Source organism: Arthrobacter sp. 2MCAF15, from assembly GCF_052115605.1.
Lineage (GTDB): Bacteria > Actinomycetota > Actinomycetes > Actinomycetales > Micrococcaceae > Arthrobacter.
This window is the reverse complement of record NZ_JBFRGZ010000003.1, coordinates 23,489-39,718: the sequence shown is the minus strand read 5'-3', so window position 1 is coordinate 39,718 and position 16,230 is coordinate 23,489. Positions and strand designations below refer to the sequence as shown.

Below are 16,230 nucleotides of genomic sequence, written 5' to 3'. Positions count from 1 at the left end.
GCCGGCACCGCCGCCGCCCATCCGCGCGCATCCACAGAATTCCAGAGAATTCCCAGCGGCCGTCCGGGTTGCAGGTAGTTGGGACTGGCAGGATTGGGCGATGCTCTTTGCCCAGCGCGCGCCGCATCCCCCTGACCGCCTGCCGCTGCCGTCCCAGCGCCGGCTCTTCTTCGTGGCCGCGGGCCTCCTGATCGCGGGGGAGACGATCTTCTGGATCGTGCTCGCCGCAGTGCAGTCCAAGAGCGGCGTGGCGGCCCTGGACGTCCCCGTCCACGACGGGCTTATGGCGTCCCGGAACCCCGTCGCCACCGCCCTCCTGACGGCCGTGACCACGGTGACGTCGCCGCTGTGGATGACCGTGATCGGGTGTGCGCTCGCTCTGGCCTGGGCGGCCTGGAAACGCGAGGTCTGGCGTCCCGGCCTGCTCATCGGCGCCATGGCCGCAACGTTCGCGGTGTCCACGCTGATCAAGGACGACGTCGGCCGCGGCCGGCCCGCCGCCAGCGACTTCCTGCTGGGACCGGACGACGCCCTGTCCTTCCCGTCCGGCCATACCTTCGGCGCCGGCGTCTTCCTGGGCGTCCTGTGCTACCTGCTGATGGCGGCCCGCGGGACGCGGACGAGCAAACAGTCGACGACGGTACTCGGCTTCGCGGCGGCCGCCGCGGCGACTCTCTTGGTCGCCTTCTCCCGCCTGTACCTGGGCTATCACTGGCTGACGGACGTGCTCGCCTCGATGGGCCTGGCGCTTGCCGTGACCGGGGTCGTCATCCTGGCCGACGGGCTGCGGGCCGCCATGGCCCCGCGGTGGGCAGAGCCAATCCCGTCCGGGTCCGACCTGCCAGGGTCCTATCCGCCAGAGCCGTATCCGTTGGAGCCCGACCTGCCAGAGCCCTACCTCTCAGAGCCCGACGCCCATCGCCTGGGCGATCACCACCGCCGAGGCTGAGGACCACGCCTGCGGGTGGCACGACGCCGGATAGGGCACCGCAACGCCGGAGTCCTCGGCCCGCACCCCGGCGAAGACCTCCGGCAGCCGGTGCCCGAAGGAGGCTGCCGCCGCGAGCAGGCCATCGGACAGGGTCCGTGCCTCGGCGATGAAACCCTCGGCCAGCAGGCCCCTGATCGCGATGGCCGTGTCGTGGCTCCAGACCGAGCCGCAGTGGTAGCTGAAGGGCCAAAACCCTGCGGCCCGCCGCGAAATCGTGTGCACGCCGTAGCCGGAGAACAGCTCGGGACTCACCAGCCGGTCCGCCACGATCCGGGCTTCGGCGGCATCCAGGATGCCCGTGCCCAGCAGATGGCCCATGTTTGAGCCAGGGATGTCCAGCGGAACCCCGTGGCCGTCCAGGGCCATGGCCGGGAACGGCCCGCCGTCGTCCGCAACCCAGAAGCGCTCACGGAACCTGAGCCGGAGAGCCGCGGCGAAGTCGCGCAGCGCCTGGCCGCCCGGTTCGCCGACGGCGTCGAACAGCTCGGCCGTTTCCATCGCTGCCTGGTATGCGTAACCCTGCACCTCGGACAGCGCGATCGGCCCCTCGGCCTGCCGGCCGTCGCGGAACTGCATGGCGTCCCGGGAGTCCTTCCAGCCCTGGTTGCTCAGGCCGTGCCCCGACGCGTCTCGGTAGCTGAGGAACCCGCCGTTGCCCGCTGCCCCGCCCGGTACCGCTCCCGGTGCCCCTCCCGGCCCGGTTGCGCCGGCGGCGAGCAGCCACTGGGCGGCCCGGGCGGCATTCGGCAGCAGGGACCGGACGGCGGCCTCGTCCCGGCCGGAGCGCCAGAGTTCACCCAGCAGGCACAGCCACAGCGGGGTGGAATCCACGGCCCCGAAATACACCGGCGGCAGGCGCAAGCCCTGGCTCTCCAGCACGAGCTCCTTGGACCGCAGCTCGTGCAGGATCTTCCCGGGCTCCTCGGCGGCCGCCAAATCCGTGTTGGTGCCCTGGAAGGCCGCCAGTGCCCGCAGTGTTCCCGCCGCCAGCCCCGTGTCCGGCCCGGTCTCCAACCCAGTGTTTAGCGGCAGCAGCAGCCGCGCCGCCCACAGCGAATCCCGGCCGAACAGCGTGAAGTACCAGGGTGCCCCGGCGGCAATGAACGGCGCGTCCGGCAGCTGTCGGGTAGCAAGTCGGAGCCCCGCCACTTCATCGAGGGAGTTATCCAGGAGCAGGCCCAGGGCACCGGCCGGCCCGGTTCGCGGCAGCCTGGCCGCGGGAGGGTTGGCCGCCACCACGGCATCATCATCGTCGCTGACGACGGCCTGCCATTCGGCCTCGAAGGGCCGGCCCCGGCCCACGGTCCCGCGCCAGGCGAGGCGGCCTTCCGGGGTGACGGCGCCGGTGGCCGCCACGGCCAGGGCCTTGCCACCCTCCCTCCAGCGCAGCGCTGAGTCGTCGGCGGCGATTGGCGCGGATGCGTCACGGAAACGGCTGAGGCGGATCTGGGCCATGTCGGTGAAGTCGGCGGCGAGCTCGATGTCGATGTCGACGTCGAGGGAATCCAGTGAGGTCCGCAGCTGCAGGGCGTGCCGCACCAGGCCCGGAGTCACGGTCCAGGTCTGCAGGAGTTCGACGGCGGGATCCTCCGTGGGGCCAGGGATGCCCCGGACCAGGCCTCGGACGCGCAGGATGCCGCCGGGCTCGGCCTCGACCGTCGCCGGTTCCGGTTCCAGGCCGTTGACACGCACCAGTGCCCGGGACAGCATACGGGTGTCGCCATGGAGGAGCCCCGTAAACCCTGACGGATCAGCCGGGTCACCGGCGCCGGGCGGCTTGAACTCGCCGGCCAGGCGGCCGTCCGGATCAAGCCACAGCTGCGTGGGGGCGGCAACAGAGCAGTATTGGCGGTGCAGGCCGGGCTGAACAGTCATGCGCCCCACCCTATCGCCACGGCATATTTAGGGGGACGGCGGCCCATCCATGGGGAAGGCCACGGCCTCGCCCACCACGCGGAGCCGGAGCTCGGTGCCGGGGCGGGCGATCGAGGCGTTCCAGTGCCGGATGGTAATGATTTCCCCGCCGCCGGGGTAGCGGTGGTCTGGAACGGTGCCGGCGGCCAGGACGGGCGGGACCGGGAGCTGGAGCCGAACCGTGGTCTCGGGGCCGAAGTAGTCGGTGTCCACCACGGTGCCGCGGATGGGGCCGTCCTCGGAGATGCGGATCTGCTCGGGCCGGAGCATCAGCTGGACCCGGCCCTGGGCCGGCGGGCGGCGGACGGGGATCCCGCCAAGCGAGCACGTGGCCAGGGAGCCTTCCATCCAGGCATCCAGGATGACGGCGTCGCCCAGGAATTCGGCGGTGGCGCGGTCCGCCGGGCGGGTGTAGACGACGAACGGGTTGCCGATCTGGGCCAGCCTGCCGCCGCGCATCACGGCCACCTGGTCGGCGAAGGACAACGCCTCGGCCTGGTCGTGCGTGACCAGGATGGTGGTCACGCCGGCGTCCTTCAGGACCTGGGCCACGGCGCGGCGCGTGGCCACGCGCAGCCCGGCGTCCAGGGCGGAGAACGGCTCGTCCAGCAGCATGAGGGCGGGCTTGCGGGCCAGCGCCCGGGCCAGGGCCACGCGCTGCTGCTGGCCGCCGGAGAGCTGGTGCGGGCGGCGCTTGGCCATGGCAGGGTCCAGGGAAACCATCTCGAGCAATTCAGCAACCCGCGCCTTGACGCCGCGGTGCCCGCCGGGCAGCTGCGAGGCGTCCAGGCCGAAGGAGATGTTCTGCCCGACTGTCAGGTGCGGGAACAAAGCACCGTCCTGGGCCACGTAGCCGACGTGGCGCTTGTGGGCGGGGACCCAGGCGTTCTCTCCCGCCACTTTGCTGCCGTTCAGCGCGATGCTGCCGGTGTCAGGGTGTTCGAAGCCCGCAATCAGGCGCAGGAGTGTGGTTTTTCCCGATCCGGACGGTCCCACGATCGCCGTCGTTCCGCCTTTTGCGACGGAGAGGTTGACGCCCCGGAGGACGGCCTGGGACCCAAAGTTCTTGGTGACCGCGTCGATTTCCAGGTGGCTGTTGGTGCTGGGGGCCACGGATGCCGCGATCCGCGGCTCGGGGAGACGCGAATGGGCCTCACGCGACGGGTAAACATCGGTCACTGTCCGGCTACTTTCTTGGACTGCTGGAAGAGGAGATAGGTCATGGGCGCCGAGATTACAATCATCAGCAACGCATACGGGGCGGCGCCAGCGTAGTCGATTTCGCTGCTCTTGCTCCAGAACTCGGTGGCGAGGGTACGCGTCCCGTTGGGCGAGAGCAGAAGCGTCGCGGTGAGCTCGTTGACGATTCCCAGGAACACCAGGGCAGCGCCACCGGCCGCGGCGGGAGCGGTGAGGCGAAGGGTCACGCGGAGGAAGGCCAGCAGCGGCGGCTTGCCGAGCACCTGGGCGGCCTCGTCGAGTTCCTTCGGTGCCTGGGACAGCCCCGAGCGGATGTTCACGAGGGCCCGGGGAAGGAACAGCAACACGTAGGCGGCGATGAGCAGCGCCGAGGTCTGGTACATGCTGGGCACCATCCGGATGCTCACGGTCACGAAGGCCAGGCCCACCACAATCCCGGGCATGGAGCTGGTGATGTAGTTGGAGAGCTCCAAGGATTTGCTGAACCAGCTGGGGCGCCGCACGGCGAGGTAGGCCATGGGGAACGCGACCACGGTGGTGACCACGGCAGCGGTGAGACCATAGGCCAGGGTCTGCAGCAGGGCCGGCATGAATTCCTCGGCAGCCCAGATGTCCGGGCCGCCGGTGACGATCCAGCGCAGCACGAACGTCAGCGGCAGGCCGAACGCCAGCCCGACGAGAACGATCAGGGACAGCTGGGCGGGGAGCTGGTAGGCGTGCAGGGGCAGGCGCAAGGCGCGCGCCTGGGCGCCGGAGCCGATCCGCGCGTACCGGGCACTGCCGCGGCTGCGGACCTCCACGAGCAGCAGGATCAGGCACAGGAACACCAGGACGCTGGCCAGCATGTTCCCTGCCGTGCCGTTGAACGTCGACTGGTACTGGACCATGATCGCGGTGGTGAAGGTGTCGAACCGGATCATCGCGAACGCCCCGTATTCGGCCAGCAGGTGCAGCGCGACCAGCAGCCCGCCGCCGGTCATGGCGATGCGCAGCTGTGGGAGCACCACGCGGAAGAAGGCGCGCCAGGCGCCGAGGCCCAGGGATGCGGCGGACTGTTCGATCGCCGGGTCCAGGCGGCTGAGCGTCGCGGCGGCCGGGATGTACACGAGCGGGAAATAGGACAGGGTGGCGATCAGGACACCGGACCACAACCCGCCGAGCGAAGGCACCGCGGACACCCAGGCGTAGCTGTTGACGAAGGCGGGGATGGCCAGCGGGGCGGCGAGCAGCACGGCCCACCACTTGCGGCCCACGAGGTTGGTGCGCTCGACGAGCCACGCGCCGCCAACGCCCAGGACCAGGCACAGCGGCACCGTCACCACGGTCAGCAGCACGGTGTTCAGCAGGAGCTCGCCCACGCGCGGGCGGAGGATCAGGGCCGCAGCCGTGTCCCACCCGGTGGAGGCCGTCATGACAATCACGTAGGCCAGCGGCACCAGTGAGAACAGGGCGATCAGGACCGCAATGATGGATACAACAGAAACGCCGAAAGGCGGGCGGGGGCGCTTGCCCCTGCCCGCCGTCGTCGTGTCCCCCGAATTTCCGGGGGCCGCCAGCTTGCTAGTCACTTCAGTTACAGCAGTCCTGCCTGGGTCATCAGCTCGGTGACCTTGGAGGAGTTAAGCTTGGCCGGATCCACGGTGGGGGCCTGCAGATCCTTGAGCGGAACCAGCTTGTCGTTGGACGGGACGTCCGAGGCTACGGCGTACTCGAAGGACGTGCCCTTCTGGAGTACTTCCTGGCCCTTCTTGCCGGTGATGAACTTCAGGAAGGCCTGGGCCGCTGCGGCGTTCTTCGAGGACTTCAGCACGCCGCCGCCGGAGATGGAGACGAATGCGCCGGGGTCCTGGTTCTTGAAGTAGAACGGCGTGACCTTGTTGGAGTTCTCGCCGGTCTTGGCCTGGTCGCCGTAGTAGTAGTAGTGGTAGATCAGGGCGGAGTCGACTTCGCCGGCGTTGACGGCCTTCATGGCCGTGCTGTTACCCTTGTATGCCTTGGAGTTTTCCTTCATGCCCTTGAGCCAGGCCTGTGTGGCGGCTTCGCCCTTGAGTTCGAGCAGGGCCGAGACGATCGCCTGGAAGTCGGCGCCCGACGGCGAGGCTGCCCACTTGCCCTTCCACTCGGGGTTGGCCAGGTCCAGCATGGACTTGGGCAGCTTGTCCTCGCTGATCTTGGTCTTGTCATAGACCAGGACGGTGGAGCGGGCCGCGATGCCGGTCCACTTGTTGGTGGAGGGGCGGAACTCGGCGGGGACCTGGTCCACGGTGGCCTTGTCCACGTCCGCGAACAGACCGGCGTTTTCCACCTGGGCCATGGCGGGGGAGTTCTCGGTGAGGAAGACATCCGCCGGGGAGGCCTGGCCTTCCTGGACGATCTGGTTCGACATCTCGGTGTCGTCGCCCTGGCGCAGGGTGACCTTGATACCGGTTTCGGCCGTGAAGGCGTCCACCCACTCCTTGGTCAGGGACTCGTGCTGGGCGTTATAGACCGTGATCTCGCCGGCGGCCGAGCCGCCGGCCGCTGCACTGCTGCCAGCCGGGGCAGCCGAACCGGTGCCGCAGGCGGCCAGGCCCAGAGCGGCGGTGGCTGCCAGGGCGATGCCCGCCAGTGCGTTGTTGCGGATCTTCATGGGGCTACTTTCTGCGAGGAATTCGTCGTTGGCGCCCTGACCCCCGTGAGCGGGGGAGTTAGGGCATGCTCACTACGAAAGACTGTAGGTTAGCCAAACCTAAGCGACCAACCTGAAGCCCCTATAAGTGATGAGGATCACATGAATTACGAAACTGTTGCGTGACGTAATTGGTTTCCGGTCAGCGGGTGGGCGCCGGGGCGATCGATGCGGCCGCCTCCAGCACCATCCAGGCCTGGAGTTGGGTGGACAGCTCGACGGCGGCGCCCTCCGGATAGCTGCGGCGGGCGGGCAGGTCGGTGCTGTCGGAGAACACCAGGTGGCTTCCCGGGCGCGCGAGCCGGTCGTGCGGCGGGAGGATCCGGCGGCCCTCCCAGAGGGCTTCGGCCGTATCGTTCACCAGTGCCGCCGCCGTGGCCCGGGTTTCGGCCGGCAGCCGCTCGTCGGCGGCGGCAAGGGCCAGATAGCGGACGAGGATCCCGGTGAAGAGTCCGCCGTCGCCCGTTCCCTCGCACCGCAACACCGCGGCGGTGCGGCCCAGCAGCGGGGCCGGCTGGGTGAGGTTGTTCGCCACGGCGGCCACGAGCGCTGCCGCGCGGGTGAGGTTGGCCTCGCCGCCGAGTTCCAGCAGGGCGCCGAGGACTGGACCCTGGTTGTAGGTGTAGATCGTGTCCTCCAGCACCACGTCCCCTGTTCCGGAAATCCGCAGGCCGTCCCGGTAGAGGCCCTGTTCGGGCTCGTAGAGCCGGGCGTCCAGCCAGTCCAGCAGGGCCTGCGCCTTCGCCGGGTTGCCCGTCCGTGCGTAGTAGAGGGCCACGGGTGCGGTGGCGGGCGTGTTCTTGAAGTCGCGCTTGGTGCTCCAGAAGGTTCCGCCGCCCAGGTCGTCCGTGGAGGCGGAGTCGAACTGCAGGGTCAGGCTCTGCAGGACCTTGGCGTTACGGCCCCGGCCGGCGTGCTTGCGGGTGTCCTCGGCCAGCTTGTCCAGCCGGTGCGTGGCCAGGGCCAGCCAGGCCATGTCGTCGTAGTAGTTGTTGACCACCGTGAGGAAATTGCGCAGCCGGATGCCGGTGACGAGCCGGGAGGCGAGCTGGCCCGCGCTGGGCCGGTTCTCGCCGTCGAACCTGCCCCCCGGGTGCTCGGGCGAGCCCAGTTCGCGGCGGCCGGCGTCCACGAGGCAGTCCAGGTAGTGCGCCTGCCACCAGTAGTGCCAGGGCCGGGACAGGTTCTTCAGTCTCCCGGAGGGCCGGAGGATGGCGGCGATATGGGTCCGCGGCAGGAAGAAGAGCCGCTGCCCGAAGAGCCTGGTAACCGAGCGGGCGGCCTCGTCCGCGCGGAAGGACCAGTTGGGGGCGGCGTCTGCTCGGGTCATGGCTCAAGCGTAATCGCGGGAGCGCGCTCGGTCGGGGAGCGTCGCCGCGCCCGGTGGCTGCCGATCCCCGCGGCGGTTCCTGCGCCTTACCGGGCTCGGTCCAAAGGTGCGGAACCGCCGCATTCCAGTTAACATTCACTAACTAATGTTCCCCGCGGGCGGTTGCTGCAAGCGCAGCCTGCGTCAAGGCTTCACGGCCGGGGTCCGGTTCCACATCAAGGAGGATGCATGGACATCAAAGGTACTGTCGCGCTGATCACGGGCGGGGCCTCGGGTCTCGGAGCGGCCACGGCCAGGCGGCTGTTCGACGCCGGCGCGTCGGTGGTGCTCGTGGACCTGCCGGGTTCTGCCGGGGACGCCCTTGCCGCCGAACTGAACGCTGCCGCCGCCCGCTCCGCTGGGGAGTCGGCCGGAGACGGCCGCACAGCCGTCTTTGCTCCCGCCGACGTTACCGACGAAGCGCAGGTCCAGGCCGCCGTCGAGGCCGCCGCTGCCGTGGGCCCGCTGCGCATCGTGGTCAACTGTGCCGGGATCGCCACCCCCGGCAAGGTCCTGGGCCGCGAGGGCGTGCTCCCGCTGGAGAACTTCAGCCGCGTCATCCAGATCAACCTCGTGGGCACCTTCAACGTCATCCGCCTCGCCGCGGCCGCGATGGCCGCCACCGAGCCGGCAGCCACGGATCTTGGCGGTCCCGAACGCGGCGTCATCATCAACACCGCCTCCGTTGCCGCGTTCGACGGCCAGATCGGCCAGCCCGCCTATGCCGCCTCCAAGGGCGCCGTGGCGGCCATGACGCTGCCGATCGCCCGCGAGCTCGCGCGCTCGCTGATCCGGGTGGTCACCATTGCCCCGGGCATCTTCGAGACCCCCATGATGGCCGGGCTCCCGCAGGAGGCGCAGGACTCCCTGGGCCAGCAGGTGCCGCACCCCTCGCGGCTGGGGCGCCCCGCCGAATACGCGAACCTCGCCGCCCACATTGTGGAGAACGCCATGCTTAATGGCGAGACCATCCGCCTCGACGGCGCCATCCGCATGGGGCCGAAATGACCAGTTCAGGAAGGGCCGGGGCCGAAATGACCGGTTCAGGAATTTCTGCTGCGGCCGCGCCGGCTGTTGCCGAGCTGCCCTCGGCGGACTTCTTCGACTACGAGTCCCTGCTCAGCCCGGTGGAGCGGGCCAAGCTGGCGCAGCTGCGGGAGTTCCTGGCCGCGGAGGTCGCCCCGTTCGCCACAGACTGGTGGAACAAGGCCGAATTCCCGGCCCATATCCTGCCCAAGCTGGCTGCCCTGGAGCTCAGCGCCCCCGCCCAGCGCGGCTACAGCAACCTGTTCGCTGGGATCGTGATCGCCGAGATGACCCGCGTGGACACCTCGCTGGCGACCTTCTTCCTGGTCCACCACGACCTCTTCGTCGAATCGCTCTACGGCTTCGGCTCCGAGGAACAGAAGGCGCGACTGCTCGAGGACGCGGCGAACCTGCGCACCACCGGAGCCTTCGCCCTCACCGAACCGGACCACGGCTCGGACGTTGCCGGCGGCATGGAAACACGGGCCCGGCGTATCCCCGGTGGCGCCGCCGACGGCGGCGATGCCTGGGTGCTCAACGGCGCCAAGCGCTGGATCGGCAACGGCACGTTCTGTGACTACATGCTGGTCTGGGCCCGGGACGAGACCGACGGCGGCATCCGCGGCTTCATCGTCGACGCCACCTTGCCGGGGGTGAGCCGGAGCCGGATCGAGAACAAGATCGCGCTGCGCACGGTGCAGAACGCGGACATCGTCTTCACCGACGTCCGGGTGGCCGAGTCGGACCGCTTCGCCGGCATCAGCAGCTTCGAGGACACCAACGAGCTCCTGCGCGGTTCCCGGATCATGGTGGCCTGGCAGGGTGTGGGGCAGCAGCTCGCAGCGTTCGACGTCGCGCGCCAGTACGCCGTCGAACGCCAGCAGTTCGGCCGTCCGCTGGCGAAGTTCCAGCTGGTCCAGCAGCAGCTGGTGACCATGCTCGGCAACGCCGTGGCCAGCATGGGCATGATGGTCCGGATCGCGCAGCTGCAGGACCAGGGGGACGCGGACATGCCGCAGGTGGCGCTCGCAAAGTCCTATGTCAGCGCCCGGATGCGCGAAACCGTGGCGATGGGCCGGTCCCTGCTGGGCGGCAACGGGATCGTGACGGACTACCGGATGGCCAAGATCTTCTCCGACGCCGAGGCGATCTACACCTATGAGGGCTCGTTCGAGATCAACACCCTGATCACAGGGCGTGCCGTCACCGGAGTGTCGGCGATCGTCTAGGAATCCCTAGAGGACGCCGTCTAGAAAAGGCCGTCTAGAAAAGGCCGGGTTCCTTCTCGCCGGCCGTGATCCGGTAGTCCAGGCTGTTGTTCTTCACCGGCATGGGGCAGGTGCCGTACGGGGTGAAGGCGCTGGGGTAGTTGATGGCCCGGTTGAAGTCCAGGACCACCGTCCCATCCGGCCGGGGTTTCGCTGTGGAGACCTTCCGCCACTCGTCTGTACTCTCGCCGTTGGTCTCGTCGTGGAATGTGACCGTCAGGGCGCCGAGCTTCTCCTCCTCGGCCTGCAGGTGGAACTCGTGGTCCGTGCCGGGCAGCCGGAAAACCAGTTCGCCGACCGAGCGGTGGATCCCGTCCACCAGCGGGTTGGCGGTGCCGATCGGCACGTCCACGGGCTCGGGATAGGGCGCGAACCGGGCCTCGATCACCAGGTCCGGGCGGAAGTCGAAGGTGGGCACGCCGTCGAACTCGGTGAACGCAGGTGACTGGGAGTCCCGCGTGCGGATGGCGTACTTGTCCGCGCGCATGGCGAGCTCCACCACCACATGGCGGCCGTCGTCGCCGCCGTACTGGACCCACATGAGTGATTCCTCATCGGCGAGCACGGCGCTGATGGTCCCGTCCACGGGTTCGCCGGTTTCCACGAGGGTCAGGCCGTCGGACGCGGCTGCGGTGAGGAACGCCGCGGTGCCGTCGGTGGACCAGAGTCCCGGGGCGAGCTCGACGGCGGCGGGCCGGTCCTCGAGCCACTGGAAGGAGGTCAGCGTCAGCCAGCCGTGGTCGCTGGCGAGTGCCGCGTTCCGGCTGTTGCGGAAGCGTTGCCAGCGGGCAAGCTGCGGGTCGGCGGCGGGCTCAGTGGTGTTCATGGGTTCCTCCAGGGAGTCTCAGCCCAACTAGCTGGCAGCAGGGGCCGTTCTGAGGCCTCATAACGGCCCCTGCTGCGAGTCAGTTGGGGTGGGTGGAATTCCGAGGCTGGCCGCGACGAGTTGCGCGGCGGTGGCCTTGGCGGCGGTGGCCGCGTCCGGGTCGCCGTCGAGCACACCGCTGGCCAGGCCGCCGTCCAGCAACAGGGTCAGGCTGCGGGCAAGCCGGTCCGGGTTCCCGGCGCCGGCGCGGGCAGCCAGGTCCCGGATCCAGGCACGGATCTGCTGTTTGTGCGCCACGGTCCGGTCGTGGACCCTAGTGCCGGCAGCGGACTCGGCGGCCGCATTGATAAAGGCACAGCCCCGGTAGCCGTCCCGCCGGCAGGCCGTTGTCAGGGCATCGAACAGGCCAACAAGCTGTGCCGCCGGGTCCTCGCCGGCGGCGCGGGCTGCGGTGTGAAGCTGCCCTGTCCAGACGCCGTCGACCTTCTCCAGATACGCCAGGATGAGGTCGTCCTTGGCCGGAAAATACTTGTAGAACGTGGCCTTCGCGACGCCGGATTCGGCGATGATCGTATCGATGCCGGCGGCCCGAAAGCCCTGCGCGTAAAAGAGCCGGAAGGCCGTGGCCAGGATCTTCTCCCTGGCATGCCCGGCGGGGGCACGGGGTGCCGGCTGCGCGATGGCTGCTGGCAGGGTCATGGCACCATGCTACACAGACAAGTCTGTCTATGCCTGACTGCCCGCTGGGCCGCCCACCCGCTCGGCCGTCCGGGGCGCCTTGTTGCCGACCGGCCGGTCTGATAGCTTCATGTCCAGCGGTAGACGGATCTGTCTACCTGTGGATTTCGGACTGAGCTCCTGGTGGGCGGAATCGAGGATGCCATGAAGATTGCGGTAATGGGAACCGGCACGGTGGGCCGCACGATTGCCGGCGCGCTGGCGGGCCTGGGTCACGACGTCGTGATCGGCACCCGCGACCCGCAGGCCACGCTCTCCCGGACGGAACCGGACGCGATGGGTGCCGCGCCGTTCGCGCAGTGGCACGCCGCGCACACCGGAGTCGGGCTCGCCCCCTTTGCCGAGGCCGCGGCCGGCGCCGAGCTGATCGTCAACGCCACGAACGGCGGCGGCTCCCTGGCGGCTCTCGCCGCCGCGGGCACGGGGAACCTGTCCGGCAAAGTCATCATGGACATCGCCAACCCGCTGGACTTCTCGCAGGGCATGCCGCCGTCGCTGAACCCGGTGAACACGGACAGCCTTGGCGAGCAGATCCAGCGGGCCTTCCCGCAGTCCCGGGTGGTGAAGACCCTCAACACCATGACGGCGTCGGTGATGGTGGATCCGGCGCGTGTGGCCGGCGGTGACCACTCGGTGTTCGTCTCCGGGGATGACGCCGACGCCAAGGCAGCCGTGACGGAACTGCTCAAGGGCTTCGGCCACCGCGACGTGATCGATCTGGGGGACATCACGAGTGCCCGCGGCGCGGAAATGATCCTGCCGGTCTGGCTGCGGCTCTGGGGCGCGCTGGGCACCGGCGAGTTCAATTTCAAGATAGCCCGCTAACCCAGCTGAAGTGTTGCGTGACACTATCTGAGACGGAATTCCAGCCGGGAGTGCCTGCGGGTAACATCCCATGGGAAGAAGTAATCGGGCTCACAGTATCCAGCGCAGTGTACGAGCCAAGTCGAACCCTCGAAAGATAGTTTCCATGGCTAACACTGCAATGCATTCCGACACCGATCTTGCCGCCGAACTCCGGGCCGATGTCCGCCGGGTCTCCACCCTCCTGGGCGAATCCCTGGTCCGCCAGCACGGGCCGGAACTCCTGGACCTCGTCGAGCAGGTGCGCCTGCTGACCAAGGAATCCAAGGAGGCAGCCCGCGGCGGTGCCGATGCCACCGGTCCGTGGAGCTCGTACGACGTCGTCGCCCAGGTCCGCGAACTGCTCGGGTCCCTGCCCCTGGACCCGGCCACCGACCTGGTCCGGGCCTTCGCGTTCTACTTCCACCTGGCGAACGCCGCCGAGCAGGTCCACCGCGTCCGCGGGCTGCGCACCCGGCAGGAGAAGGACGGCTGGCTCGCCAAGGCCGTGGAGGAGATCGCCGACCAGGCCGGGAACTCCGTGCTGCAGGAAGTCGTCAACGAACTCGATGTCCGGCCCATCTTCACCGCCCACCCCACCGAGGCCTCGCGCCGCTCCGTGCTGGACAAGATCCGCCGGCTCTCGGACATCCTGTCCGAATCCACGCTGGAGGGCACGTCCGCACGCCGCCGCCAGGATCGTCAACTGTCCGAGGTCATCGACCAGATGTGGCAGACGGACGAGCTGCGCCAGGTCCGGCCCACCCCCGTGGACGAGGCCCGGAACGCCATTTACTACCTCACCGGCATCCTTAGCGACGCCATGCCGGAGATGCTCTCGGACCTCTCCGAACTCCTCGCCGACCACGGCGTTACGCTGCCGCCGCAGAAGGCTCCGATCCGCTTCGGCTCCTGGATCGGCGGGGACCGGGACGGCAACCCCAATGTCACGGCCGCCGTCACGCGCGAAATCCTGCAGATCCAGAACCAGCACGCCGTCCGGATCAGCATCGGCCTGATCGACGGTCTCATCTCCATCCTGTCCAACTCGACCGCGCTGGCCGGCGCAGACCTGGAACTCCTGGACTCGATCGACGTCGACCTCAAGAAGCTGCCTGGCTTGGACCGCCGCGTCCTGGAGCTGAATGCGCAGGAGCCGTACCGGCTCAAACTGACCTGCATCAAGGCCAAGCTGATCAACACCGGCAAACGGGTTGCGGCCGGATCCGCGCACGAGCCCGGCCGCGACTACACCGCCACTGGAGAGCTCCTCGCCGAGCTCGGCCTGCTGGAACGCTCGCTGCGGAACCACCACGCCGCCCTCGCCGCCGACGGCGCCCTGTCCAGGGTCCGCCGCGCCATCGCCTCCTTCGGCCTGCACCTGGCCACCCTCGACATCCGCGAGCACGCCGACCACCACCACGACGCCGTCGGGCAGCTCATGGACCGCCTGGGCGGCCCGGGCGTCCGGTACGCGGAGCTCAGCCGCGCCGAGCGGCTCGAGGTGCTCGGGTCCGAACTCGCGTCCCGGCGCCCGCTCTCCGGCCACCCGATCAAGCTCGACGGCGTCGCTGACGGCACGTACGACGTCTTCCGGGAGATCCGGCGGGCCCTGCGCACCTACGGCCCCGACGTGATCGAGACCTACATCATCTCCATGACCCGCGGCGCGGACGACGTCCTGGCCGCGGCCGTGCTGGCCCGCGAAGCCGGCCTGGTCAGCCTCTTCGGCGAGGCGCCCTACGCCAAGATTGGGTTCGCTCCGCTGCTGGAGACGGTCGACGAGCTGCGCGCCTCCGCCGAGATCGTGGACCAGCTGCTCTCTGATGCGTCCTACCGCGAGCTGGTCCGGCTCCGCGGCGACGTGCAGGAGATCATGCTCGGCTACTCGGACTCCAACAAGGAATCCGGCGTCATGACCAGCCAGTGGGAGATCTACAAGACCCAGCGCAAGCTGCGGGACGTGGCCGCGAAGCACGGCGTCCGCGTGCGCCTCTTCCACGGCCGCGGCGGCTCCGTGGGCCGCGGCGGCGGGCCGACCTACGACGCCATCATGGCGCAGCCCAACGGCGTGCTCGAGGGCGAGATCAAGTTCACCGAGCAGGGCGAGGTCATTTCGGACAAGTACTCCCTGCCGGAGCTGGCCCGTGAGAACCTCGAGCTCTCCCTTGCCGCGGTGCTGCAGGGATCCGCTCTGCACCGCGCGCCGCGCACCTCCGAGGACCAGCGCGTGCGCTACGGCGACGTCATGGAAACCGTCTCCGACGCCGCGTTTGCCCGCTACCGCTCGCTGATCGAGGACCCGGACCTGCCCGCCTACTTCATGGCGTCCACGCCGGTGGAGCAGCTGGGATCCCTGAACATCGGATCGCGTCCGTCCAAGCGGCCCGATTCCGGCGCCGGGCTTGAGGGGCTGCGGGCCATCCCGTGGGTGTTCGGCTGGACCCAGTCGCGGCAGATCGTTCCGGGCTGGTTCGGTGTGGGCTCCGGCCTCAAGGCCGCGCGCGAGGCCGGAAACTCGGCCCAGCTCAAGGAGATGATCGAGGGCTGGCACTTCTTCCGTTCGGTGCTTTCGAACGTGGAGATGACCCTGGCCAAGACGGACATGGACATTGCCGGCTACTACGTCTCCACCCTGGTCCCGGAAGAGCTGCACCACCTGTTCCGCGCCATCCGGGTCGAATACGAGCTCACCGTGGAGGAAATCCAGAACCTCACCGGCGAGCACGTGATCCTCGATGCCCAGCCCACGTTGAAGCGCTCCCTGGAGATCCGGGACCAGTACCTGGACCCGATCAGCTACCTGCAGGTGGAACTGCTGCGCCGTGTCCGGGCCGAGGCCGCGGAAGGCATCTCCGGTGCCGAGATCGACGAGCGCCTCCAGCGCGCCATGCTGATCACCGTCAACGGCGTCGCCGCCGGCCTGCGCAACACGGGGTAGCCCTCTCCGGCCCTGTCGACGCTCCCTCGCCTTGTGGACCAGTTCACTGGACGGGGGAGCGTCTTGGGTTGGGGGGAAAATGGGGGCGTGCGGGGCGTCGCGGCTAGGGTTGTTCCATGCCGTCGTTCCAGACCAGACTCAAGATCACCGGGCTCAAGCCGGGCACAGCTCCGGAGGCTGTCATGGCCGCAGCCATCGAGGCGCTCGGGACGCGGCACCATGTTGAGTCGCACCAGCTCGAGCTCGCCGGCGGCGTGCCGCAGCTGAACCTGCGTTTCCTGGTCGATGCCACCGCGTACAGCGCCGAAAACAGCCAGGCGCTGGAGTCGGCAGCGATGATGCGCGACGCCGTCGAACGCGTTGCGCTCACCGGAAACATGACCGTGCTGCGCCGCAGCCGCGGCCGCTGGGCACCTGTCTAAAAAATCGGGCGTCTGGAAGTCAGG

Annotated in this window: 13 protein-coding genes; 6 read left to right on the top strand and 7 right to left on the bottom strand. The window is 69.0% G+C overall.

The genetic code is table 11. From position 1 onward, the window contains the following. Nucleotides 1-100: 100 nt before the first annotated feature. Complete coding sequence (locus AB4089_RS03820) at nt 101-949, top strand: phosphatase PAP2 family protein (RefSeq protein ID WP_441407974.1); 849 nt, start codon at nt 101-103, stop codon at nt 947-949. Here the strand turns inward: AB4089_RS03820 and AB4089_RS03815 are convergent. From AB4089_RS03815 to AB4089_RS03795, 5 genes are all read right to left on the bottom strand, one after another. Further along, nucleotides 902-2,866, bottom strand: a complete 1,965-nt coding sequence (locus AB4089_RS03815; protein WP_441407973.1) for a glycogen debranching N-terminal domain-containing protein — start codon at nt 2,864-2,866, stop codon at nt 902-904. The genes AB4089_RS03820 and AB4089_RS03815 overlap by 48 nt on opposite strands. Nucleotides 2,867-2,893: 27 nt before the next feature. After that, on the bottom strand, nt 2,894-4,084 hold the full coding sequence (locus AB4089_RS03810; protein WP_441407972.1) for an ABC transporter ATP-binding protein: 1,191 nt from the start codon (nt 4,082-4,084) through the stop codon (nt 2,894-2,896). Further along, nucleotides 4,081-5,673: an ABC transporter permease gene (locus AB4089_RS03805; protein WP_441407971.1), complete on the bottom strand. Its 1,593-nt coding sequence runs from the start codon at nt 5,671-5,673 to the stop codon at nt 4,081-4,083. The genes AB4089_RS03810 and AB4089_RS03805 overlap by 4 nt, the downstream gene beginning before the upstream one ends. A gap of 5 nt (nt 5,674-5,678) precedes the next feature. After that, nucleotides 5,679-6,734 carry an iron ABC transporter substrate-binding protein gene (locus tag AB4089_RS03800; RefSeq protein ID WP_441407970.1) on the bottom strand — a complete coding sequence of 352 codons (1,056 nt, stop codon included), beginning with the start codon at nt 6,732-6,734 and terminating at the stop codon, nt 5,679-5,681. Nucleotides 6,735-6,915: 181 nt separating this feature from the next. After that, entirely contained in the window at nt 6,916-8,103 is a 1,188-nt protein-coding gene (locus tag AB4089_RS03795) for a glycoside hydrolase family 76 protein (RefSeq protein WP_441407969.1), read from the bottom strand. Nucleotides 8,104-8,331: 228 nt separating this feature from the next. On the opposite strand from AB4089_RS03795, the gene AB4089_RS03790 reads away from it, so the two are divergent. Both AB4089_RS03790 and AB4089_RS03785 read left to right on the top strand, forming a co-directional pair. Beyond that, complete coding sequence (locus tag AB4089_RS03790; protein ID WP_441407968.1) at nt 8,332-9,150, top strand: SDR family NAD(P)-dependent oxidoreductase; 819 nt, start codon at nt 8,332-8,334, stop codon at nt 9,148-9,150. Between the two features lie 26 nt (nt 9,151-9,176). Next, nucleotides 9,177-10,397, top strand: a complete 1,221-nt coding sequence (locus AB4089_RS03785) for an acyl-CoA dehydrogenase family protein (RefSeq protein WP_441408357.1) — start codon at nt 9,177-9,179, stop codon at nt 10,395-10,397. Between the two features lie 34 nt (nt 10,398-10,431). On the opposite strand, the gene AB4089_RS03780 is transcribed toward AB4089_RS03785, so the two are convergent. Together AB4089_RS03780 and AB4089_RS03775 are read right to left on the bottom strand one after the other, a co-directional pair. After that, the gene (locus AB4089_RS03780) at nt 10,432-11,262 is read right to left on the bottom strand and encodes a DUF1684 domain-containing protein (RefSeq protein ID WP_441407967.1); all 831 of its coding nucleotides are present in this window, start codon (nt 11,260-11,262) and stop codon (nt 10,432-10,434) included. A 57-nt stretch (nt 11,263-11,319) separates the two neighbouring features. After that, nucleotides 11,320-11,961 carry a TetR/AcrR family transcriptional regulator gene (locus AB4089_RS03775; RefSeq protein WP_441407966.1) on the bottom strand — a complete coding sequence of 214 codons (642 nt, stop codon included), beginning with the start codon at nt 11,959-11,961 and terminating at the stop codon, nt 11,320-11,322. Nucleotides 11,962-12,144: 183 nt separating this feature from the next. Between AB4089_RS03775 and AB4089_RS03770 the strand changes: the two genes are divergently transcribed. The 3 genes from AB4089_RS03770 (at nt 12,145) to AB4089_RS03760 (ending at nt 16,206) form a co-directional block, all read left to right on the top strand. Next, nucleotides 12,145-12,825 carry an NADPH-dependent F420 reductase gene (locus tag AB4089_RS03770; RefSeq protein ID WP_441407965.1) on the top strand — a complete coding sequence of 227 codons (681 nt, stop codon included), beginning with the start codon at nt 12,145-12,147 and terminating at the stop codon, nt 12,823-12,825. A 145-nt stretch (nt 12,826-12,970) separates the two neighbouring features. Continuing rightward, a complete protein-coding gene (gene ppc, locus AB4089_RS03765; RefSeq protein WP_441407964.1) occupies nt 12,971-15,784 on the top strand; it encodes a phosphoenolpyruvate carboxylase in 2,814 nt (937 codons plus the stop codon). A gap of 116 nt (nt 15,785-15,900) precedes the next feature. Next, nucleotides 15,901-16,206: a hypothetical protein gene (locus AB4089_RS03760; RefSeq protein WP_441407963.1), complete on the top strand. Its 306-nt coding sequence runs from the start codon at nt 15,901-15,903 to the stop codon at nt 16,204-16,206. Nucleotides 16,207-16,230 lie beyond the last annotated feature (24 nt).

Bases quoted from the DNA above. Each gene is read 5' to 3' on its own strand.
- AB4089_RS03790 (WP_441407968.1), top strand. From the start codon at position 8,332: ATGGACATCAAAGGTACTGTCGCGCTGATCACGGGCGGGGCCTCGGGT.
- AB4089_RS03795 (WP_441407969.1), bottom strand. From the start codon at position 8,103: ATGACCCGAGCAGACGCCGCCCCCAACTGGTCCTTCCGCGCGGACGAG.
- AB4089_RS03800 (WP_441407970.1), bottom strand. From the start codon at position 6,734: ATGAAGATCCGCAACAACGCACTGGCGGGCATCGCCCTGGCAGCCACC.
- AB4089_RS03815 (WP_441407973.1), bottom strand. From the start codon at position 2,866: ATGACTGTTCAGCCCGGCCTGCACCGCCAATACTGCTCTGTTGCCGCC.
- AB4089_RS03760 (WP_441407963.1), top strand. From the start codon at position 15,901: ATGCCGTCGTTCCAGACCAGACTCAAGATCACCGGGCTCAAGCCGGGC.
- AB4089_RS03775 (WP_441407966.1), bottom strand. From the start codon at position 11,961: ATGACCCTGCCAGCAGCCATCGCGCAGCCGGCACCCCGTGCCCCCGCC.
- AB4089_RS03785 (WP_441408357.1), top strand. From the start codon at position 9,177: ATGACCGGTTCAGGAATTTCTGCTGCGGCCGCGCCGGCTGTTGCCGAG.
- ppc (WP_441407964.1), top strand. From the start codon at position 12,971: ATGGCTAACACTGCAATGCATTCCGACACCGATCTTGCCGCCGAACTC.
- AB4089_RS03780 (WP_441407967.1), bottom strand. From the start codon at position 11,262: ATGAACACCACTGAGCCCGCCGCCGACCCGCAGCTTGCCCGCTGGCAA.
- AB4089_RS03820 (WP_441407974.1), top strand. From the start codon at position 101: ATGCTCTTTGCCCAGCGCGCGCCGCATCCCCCTGACCGCCTGCCGCTG.
- AB4089_RS03770 (WP_441407965.1), top strand. From the start codon at position 12,145: ATGAAGATTGCGGTAATGGGAACCGGCACGGTGGGCCGCACGATTGCC.